7 protein-coding genes are annotated in these 6411 nt (G+C 63.4%); 1 reads left to right on the top strand and 6 read right to left on the bottom strand.

All coding sequences use genetic code 11. The annotated features are described in order from the left end of the window. The coding region (locus tag ACNFCH_RS19110) for a cache domain-containing protein (protein WP_416743303.1) at positions 1 to 663 on the bottom strand (663 nt) is incomplete at its 3' end. A 146-nt stretch (positions 664 to 809) separates the two neighbouring features. After that, on the bottom strand, positions 810 to 1688 hold the full coding sequence (locus tag ACNFCH_RS19105) for a LysR family transcriptional regulator (RefSeq protein ID WP_337160086.1): 879 nt from the start codon (positions 1686 to 1688) through the stop codon (positions 810 to 812). A 103-nt stretch (positions 1689 to 1791) separates the two neighbouring features. Between ACNFCH_RS19105 and ACNFCH_RS19100 the strand changes: the two genes are divergently transcribed. Continuing rightward, positions 1792 to 2220, top strand: coding sequence for a PACE efflux transporter (locus ACNFCH_RS19100; RefSeq protein WP_337160085.1), 429 nt, complete (start codon positions 1792 to 1794; stop codon positions 2218 to 2220). Positions 2221 to 2233: 13 nt separating this feature from the next. On the opposite strand, the gene ACNFCH_RS19095 is transcribed toward ACNFCH_RS19100, so the two are convergent. The 4 genes from ACNFCH_RS19095 to ACNFCH_RS19080 form a co-directional block, all read right to left on the bottom strand. Continuing rightward, a complete protein-coding gene (locus tag ACNFCH_RS19095) occupies positions 2234 to 3295 on the bottom strand; it encodes a hypothetical protein (RefSeq protein WP_337160084.1) in 1062 nt (353 codons plus the stop codon). A 213-nt stretch (positions 3296 to 3508) separates the two neighbouring features. After that, positions 3509 to 4201, bottom strand: coding sequence for a GntR family transcriptional regulator (locus ACNFCH_RS19090; RefSeq protein ID WP_337160083.1), 693 nt, complete (start codon positions 4199 to 4201; stop codon positions 3509 to 3511). A 14-nt stretch (positions 4202 to 4215) separates the two neighbouring features. Beyond that, positions 4216 to 4920, bottom strand: a complete 705-nt coding sequence (locus ACNFCH_RS19085) for a FadR/GntR family transcriptional regulator (protein ID WP_337160082.1) — start codon at positions 4918 to 4920, stop codon at positions 4216 to 4218. A gap of 61 nt (positions 4921 to 4981) precedes the next feature. Then, positions 4982 to 6295: a C4-dicarboxylate transporter DctA gene (locus ACNFCH_RS19080; protein ID WP_337160081.1), complete on the bottom strand. Its 1314-nt coding sequence runs from the start codon at positions 6293 to 6295 to the stop codon at positions 4982 to 4984. Positions 6296 to 6411: the final 116 nt, after the last annotated feature.

The following is a 6411-nucleotide window of genomic DNA, read 5'->3' as shown; positions in this document are numbered from 1 at the left end:
ATCGGGGTAGATGTCCTTGAGGTTTTTCATCAACTGGTCCTTGTCGGGGCTGACGATGACCTGGCCGCTGCGATCGGCGAGGAAGGCATGGCCGATGCCGCCGAAGTCCACGGCGTTGATGATGTCCACCAGGGTGTTCAGGCTCAGGTCGCCACCGACCACACCCAGCAGTTCGCCGCTGCGCTTGGCCTTGACGGGCATGGCGATGGTCACCACCAGACCGCCCACGGAAGCCTGGTAGGGCGGGGTCAGCAGGGTCTGGTTAGCCGCCACTGCAGCGCTGTACCAAGGGCGTTGGCGTGGGTCGTAGCCGTCGGGCATCTTGGCGTCCGGGCGTTGGGTGAACACGCCGTTGTTCTGGCCGAAATAGGTGAACTGGAAGGTGTTGGTGTAGGACGGCTGATCGACCAGCCCGGGCAGGGTTTCGCCAGCGCCCTGCTGGGCGATGTCCTGGGCCAGGTTTTCCAGCACCAGGATGCGCCCGGTCATCCAGTTCTGCACACTACCGGCGGTTTGTGCGCCGGCCTGGCGCACAGACGACTCGATGTTCTGGCGGATGATGTTGCGCTGCAGGTAGTCGTTGTAGAGGGTGAACAGGGCAAATGCCAGGACGACCACGCCGCAGGCACTGAGCAGGATCTTGTGGCGGAATTTCAGGTTCATGTTTCGAGACCTTGGGCCAATGAAGGGAGGACGCCGCACGCTCTTGGCGCGATGGGCGGTACCTGTCACCTCGGTATCGGCCGGATCTCCTGAAAATTGATGAGCCGTCCGTCGTAGAGCTGGCGGCTTGGGCTTGGGGGAGGCGCTTACCGTGATGCCAGCAGCTCCACCAGGATGCGCGCCGCCTGGCCCAAAGGCTGTTGCTTGAGCCAGAACACCCGTACCGGCAGTTCCAGGGCATTTTGGGTGTTGCGAAAATCCAGGCGCACCAGCCGGCCGGCAGCGAACAGCGGGGCGGCTCGCGTCAACGGGAAGTCACCCCAGCCAAGGCCGGCTTCGACGATCTGCATGGCCAGGTCAAGGCTGTTGCAGCGCCAGTGGGTCGCGCTGATCAGCGAGCGCGGGTCGGACAACGGCAGGTCACGACTGCACACCAGGATCTGGCGCACGTCGAACAGGTCCTCCAGATTGTGGAGGCGCCCGCTGCGCAGCGCCGGGTGATGCGGCGCCAGGGTGGCGACCAACGATTCCACCGCGATGTGCTGGAAGCTGCGACGAGGGTCGACCTGCAATCCTGCAAAGGCCATGCACAGATTGACCCGGCCGCTGTCGAGCAGGTGCAGCGCTTCTTCCTGGGGCGCGGCAAGCAGCTCGATGTCCAGCAATGGGTAGCGTTCGCTCAAGGTGGCGATGGCGCTGAGCAACCGGCGCTGGTCGATGTTCGGGACCACTGCGATGGCAAGGCGGCTTTCCAACCCCTGGGACAACTCCAGCGCATGGGCTTGCAGCAGCCCCAGTTGCTCGGCGATCAATCGCGCGTGAGGTTCCAGAGCACGGGCCTGGGCGGTGGGACGCGCTTCGCGGGCTCCCCGCTCGAACAAGGGATAGCCCAGCTCCGCCTCGAGATTGCCGATGGCCATGCTCACCGCCGAGGGAACCCGCTGTAGAACCCGGGCGGCGGCCGAAAAGGAGCCGCGGTCGAGCACGGCGAGAAACAGCTGGATGTTGTCGCTGGAAAAATTCATGGGGCAGCCTCCTATCAATAAATCTGAAAGCTGCCGACTTTTTCTGTCAAGCCGATTGATTCATCCTTGCCCGACTTTGTGATACACCCAGGGGTAGAAAACCGTGCAAGGATTCAAACGAAAACTGGTCTACGTGACCTTCTATGAACTGATCGGCCTGTGCATGTCGACCCTGGGGCTGGCCTACCTCTCCGACACCCAGGCCAGTCACACCGGGCCATTGGCGGTGATGATCACCACCATCGCGATGATCTGGAACCTGATCTTCAATACCCTGTTCGAGTGGTGGGAAAGCCGTCAGGCTAAACGCGGCCGCAGCGTGGCACGGCGAATTGCCCATGCCGTCGGTTTCCAACTGACCCTGATCGTTTACCTGATCCCGCTGATCGCCTGGTGGCTGGACATGACCCTGCTGGAGGCCTTCCTGGTGGACCTGGCCTTCATCGTCCTGATCCCGTGCTACACCTTCGCCTACAACTGGGCCTTCGATCGGGTGTTCGGGTTGCCGACCTCGGCGATGGCGACTGCCTGAAGTAACGTTTGCGTCAGGGCGGCAGGCGAATCAGCAGAGGTTCCTGCTGCTGCATCGGCGCCTGCTCCTGCCGCTCCTGCGGCTTCGGGGCGCTGGCCAGCAGACTGTCCTCGACCTGGCCGGAGAGGTAGTACACGCCAGACATCGCGCCGCTCTGGCGATTCTCCATCAGATCGTGCCATTCCTCGTTCAGCGCCACATTCAAGATCACCCGCAGTTGCTCGACCATCTGCGGGTGCTCCTGATCGTGGGTGACCATGCCGTAGCCGGCTGCCGCCAAGGAAATCAAAGTCCCGGCTGCCTTGCCCACCGCTGCGGCGACGGCGCTGGCGATGCCCCGTGGCGCGAGGGTAGCGCCCAGTTTTTCGCTGGCCCGGTTGGCCACCGAGGACAACCCGGCTTCGGTTTGCCCAGGCGCCTTGGCGGCTTGCTGATGCAAGTGCTGACGTAGCGCCTGCCAGGCGGGTTGCTGATCCAGGGATTGGGCCCTGAGCAACTGATAGAGGGTGGCATCGCGGGCAGGCGGTGGCCCCAGGGCAATGATCTTGATGCGATTCAGTCGCTGGCTGACCTGGTCGGGCGGGGCGTTGTAGCGCTGGATGATGGTCGGCAGTTGCTGGCCGAACAGTTGCAGGTATAGCTCGCTGGCCCGGTCGCGGATCCCTTCGGGGTTGATCTGCTCGGCGACAGGTTCAATCACCCGCTTGTGATACTGCTCTTGCAGGTACATCGCCAGGCGTCGTTCGGGCGGTTCGGCACCGTTGCCGCTGTTCATCTTGTACCAGGCGACCTTGAGCGTCAGCCATTGCTGGGTCCAATAGCCGGTGAACCAGGGGATGAAATCGCTTTCGGTGCGCTGCTGCACTTGATCTTTCCAGACCCGCATCGAACGTCTTGCATAGTCATTGGCCGAGCCGGTGGCGGCGACCGAGGCTTCGATCAGTTCCTGGTCGATACGTTGCCAGAGGGCTGGCGTCATGGTCACGGGCGGCGGCGGGGCAGGGGGGCGCTTGCCCGCGCACCCGGCGAAGGTAAGCAGCAGACACGACAGCAGGAGCAGGGTACGCGTGTTCACGCGGCTGGCCTTCCTGGGAAAAGGCGGGGTGGTTACAGAAGTATAGGCAGGGGCAACCAGGGGCTGTTGTGCAGTCCATCGCGCACGCCTGTAATGATGGGAGCAGGTTGTCCTGCGGGGCTGCGCCTAAAACGGTGGAGCCCCTCCAGACTCAAAGGGCCGCTTTGCGGCCCATCGCAGGCTCCGCCAGCCCCACGACGCCAGTTGCGAACGTCAGGCCGGGGTGCCCAGGTCAAGCTTGGCTTCCAAGTGGTCCAGGTGTTCGTTCATCAAAGCCAGGGCAGCTTCGACATCGCCGTTTTCCACGGCATCGATGATCGTGGCGTGTTCCTGCCAGGCGCAATGCTCGCAGCAGGGCGATTCATAGCGGGCGATGATCAGCGAGGTCATGGGCACCAGGCCATTGAGAAAGCGCGCCAGCGGAGCGTTGGCGGCCATCTGCGCAAGCTTGAGGTGGAACTCGCCGCCCAGGCGGATCGCCGTACAGCGTTCGCCGCGCTCATGGTGCAGACGCTCGCGTTCGACCAACTGACGCAATTGGCGGATCTGCGCGGGACGGGCGCGCTGCGTGGCCAGGCTGATCAGCGTGGTTTCGGCCAGACGCCGGGCGCTGAGCACCTGGCGCGCCTGCTGGGGATCGGGTGTCGCCAGGTGGGCGGTATGGCTGGGGCGTTGGACCACCACCTGCTGGTCCGACAGACGCCCGAGCACCCGACGGATCACCGTGCGGCTGACCCCAAAGGCATTGCCCAGTGCCTGTTCGGGCAGGGCGCTGCCTGGTGGCAGGCGCTGCTCGAGGATGGCATCGAACAGGCGTGGATAGATCTGCTCGGCCGAAAGACGGGTTTCTCCGCTGGCGAGCAGGGCTGGCAGGCGAGGGACGGCGGCGTGGGCGCAGGCAGTCATGGTCGCTCCTTGGGTCATTGGCCCGGGTGTTCTTCGGGGATGTTCAGCTCGATGCCCATGCGCTGGCCTTCCTCAAGGATATGCCGACGCATCTGGGCACTGGCCTGGGCGCTGTTCTTGTCACGGATGGCACGCACCACCGCTTCATTTTCAGTCAGCCGGGCGGCCAGGTGCTCCGGTGAGTTGCGCAGCATCTCGGTGCTCTGCTTGAGCGCATTGCTGGTTTGTTGCACCACACTCTGGAAGATCGGGTTGGTGGTCAGGCCGAACAACGCCTCGTGGAAGGTGATGTAGGCGTTGACCCCCGCTTCGCTGTCGCCGGCCTCCAAGGCTTCGCGCATGTCCATCAAGGTCAGGCGCAACTGGCCGATGTCCTGGCTGTTGGCCGACTGGGCGACCAGGCCGACGATGAACGGCTCGAGGGTGTAGCGCAGCTCCAGTACATCGGCCAGGCTTGCGGCTGCCACGCTATCGCTGGCCGGCTCCTGGGCGGCGGCCTCGGCATCGAGCACCAGCACGCCCTTGCCTGGCATCGAGCGCACCAGGCCTAGGGTTTCCAGCACGGTCACGGCCTCGCGCAGGCTGGGACGGCTGATGCCCAGTTGTTCGGCCAGCTCGCGCTGGCCGGGTAACATTTCGCCGGTTCGCCACTGGCCGCTGGCCAGGGCCTGGCGGAGCTTCTCCACCACTGAGTTGACGACGGTTGATGAGCTGATCACGGTTCGCTCCCTAGTTGCATCATGTCTCCTGGCGGCCGGCCCATCGCCGGCCGCGGCGGTTTTAGAATTCCTGCTGGTGTGCATGAGGTGGTTGCTTGCGCGGAGTCGGGGCGAAGCCCGGCTTGCCGGCCAGCACGTTGTTGGCGCGCTCCAGATCGATGTCCCGCTCCCAGCGGGCGATGGCCACGGTGGCGACGCAGTTGCCGATCAGGTTGGTCAATGCCCGGCCGATGCCCATGAACCAGTCCACCGCCAGCACCAGCACCAGACCCACCACCGGAATGGCCGGTACCGCGGTGAGGGTGGCGGCGAGGATCACCAAGGCCGAGCCTGGGATGCCATGGGCGCCTTTTGAAGTCACCAGCGATACCAGCAGGATGGTCAGCAGGTCGGTCATGGCCAGCGGCGTGCCTGTGGCGTTGGCGATGAACACGATAGCCAGGGTCAGGTAGATGGAGAAGCCATCGAGGTTGAAGGAATAGCCGGTCGGGATCACCAGGCCCACGGTGGAACTGCCGATGCCCAGGTGTTCGAGCTTGCGCATGATCTGTGGCAGCACGGCGTCGGAGGAGGCGGTGCCCAGGACGATGGTCAGCTCTTCACGCAGGTACTTGATGAACGGCAGCAATTTCAGGCCCGACAGGCGCATCACCGTGCCGAGGACGATCAACACGAAGCCTGCGCAGGTGAGGTAGAACAGTGCCACCAGACCGCCCAGGTGCTGCAGCGACTCCAGGCCGTACTTGCTGGTGGTGAAGGCGATGGCGCCGAACACGCCCAGCGGCGCCAGGCGCACGATCATGCCCATGATGCGGAATACCACATGGCTGAGTTCGTTGATCAGCCGCGAAATCCCGGACGCGGATTCGCCCACCAGGTTCAGGGCACTGCCGAACAGTACCGAGAACAGCAAGACCTGAAGAATGTTGTTGTCGGCAAAGGCCCCGATCACCGAGGTCGGGATCAAGTCCATGAAGAAGGCCGTGGCGCCGTGGATGTGCTGGCCGCGTTCGGCCAGGCTGGCGGCATCGGCACTGGACAACTGCTCCAGGTGGATGTTGGCACCGCTACCGATACCGCTGGTGAAGGCGAACACCAGGCCGATCACCAAGGCGATGGTCGTGAGCACTTCGAAGTAGATCACTGACTTCAAGCCAATGCGTCCGACCTTCTTCAGGTCGCCAGCACCGGAAATGCCGCTGACCACTACGCAGAAGACGATCAGGCCGATGAGCATCTTGATCAGTTTGATGAAGCCGTCACCCAAAGGTTTGAGCTGTAAGGACACTTCGGGGAAGCTGAGGCCGCAAGCGATGCCAAGGGCGAGGCCTAGCACGACTTGGAGGAAGATCGAACGCGAGCACCATTTGAGCATGGGAGGGATCTCTGATCGGTGTCCTTGCTTCGGTGCCGGCGACGGCGAAAGAGCGCAGGACTTAATTATTGTGGTCTTACCGGTTTGGTCAGTGCGAGATCATAAAACCGCGAAAA

The sequence above is a fragment of the Pseudomonas sp. NY15354 genome (assembly GCF_048068075.1).
GTDB lineage: Bacteria > Pseudomonadota > Gammaproteobacteria > Pseudomonadales > Pseudomonadaceae > Aquipseudomonas > Aquipseudomonas guariconensis_C.
This window is presented reverse-complemented; position numbering and strand designations above follow the sequence as displayed.

Excerpts from the sequence above, each read along its gene's own strand:
- ACNFCH_RS19105 (WP_337160086.1), bottom strand. The coding sequence starts at position 1,688 with ATGAATTTTTCCAGCGACAACATCCAGCTGTTTCTCGCCGTGCTCGAC.
- ACNFCH_RS19090 (WP_337160083.1), bottom strand. The coding sequence starts at position 4,201 with ATGACTGCCTGCGCCCACGCCGCCGTCCCTCGCCTGCCAGCCCTGCTC.
- ACNFCH_RS19080 (WP_337160081.1), bottom strand. The coding sequence starts at position 6,295 with ATGCTCAAATGGTGCTCGCGTTCGATCTTCCTCCAAGTCGTGCTAGGC.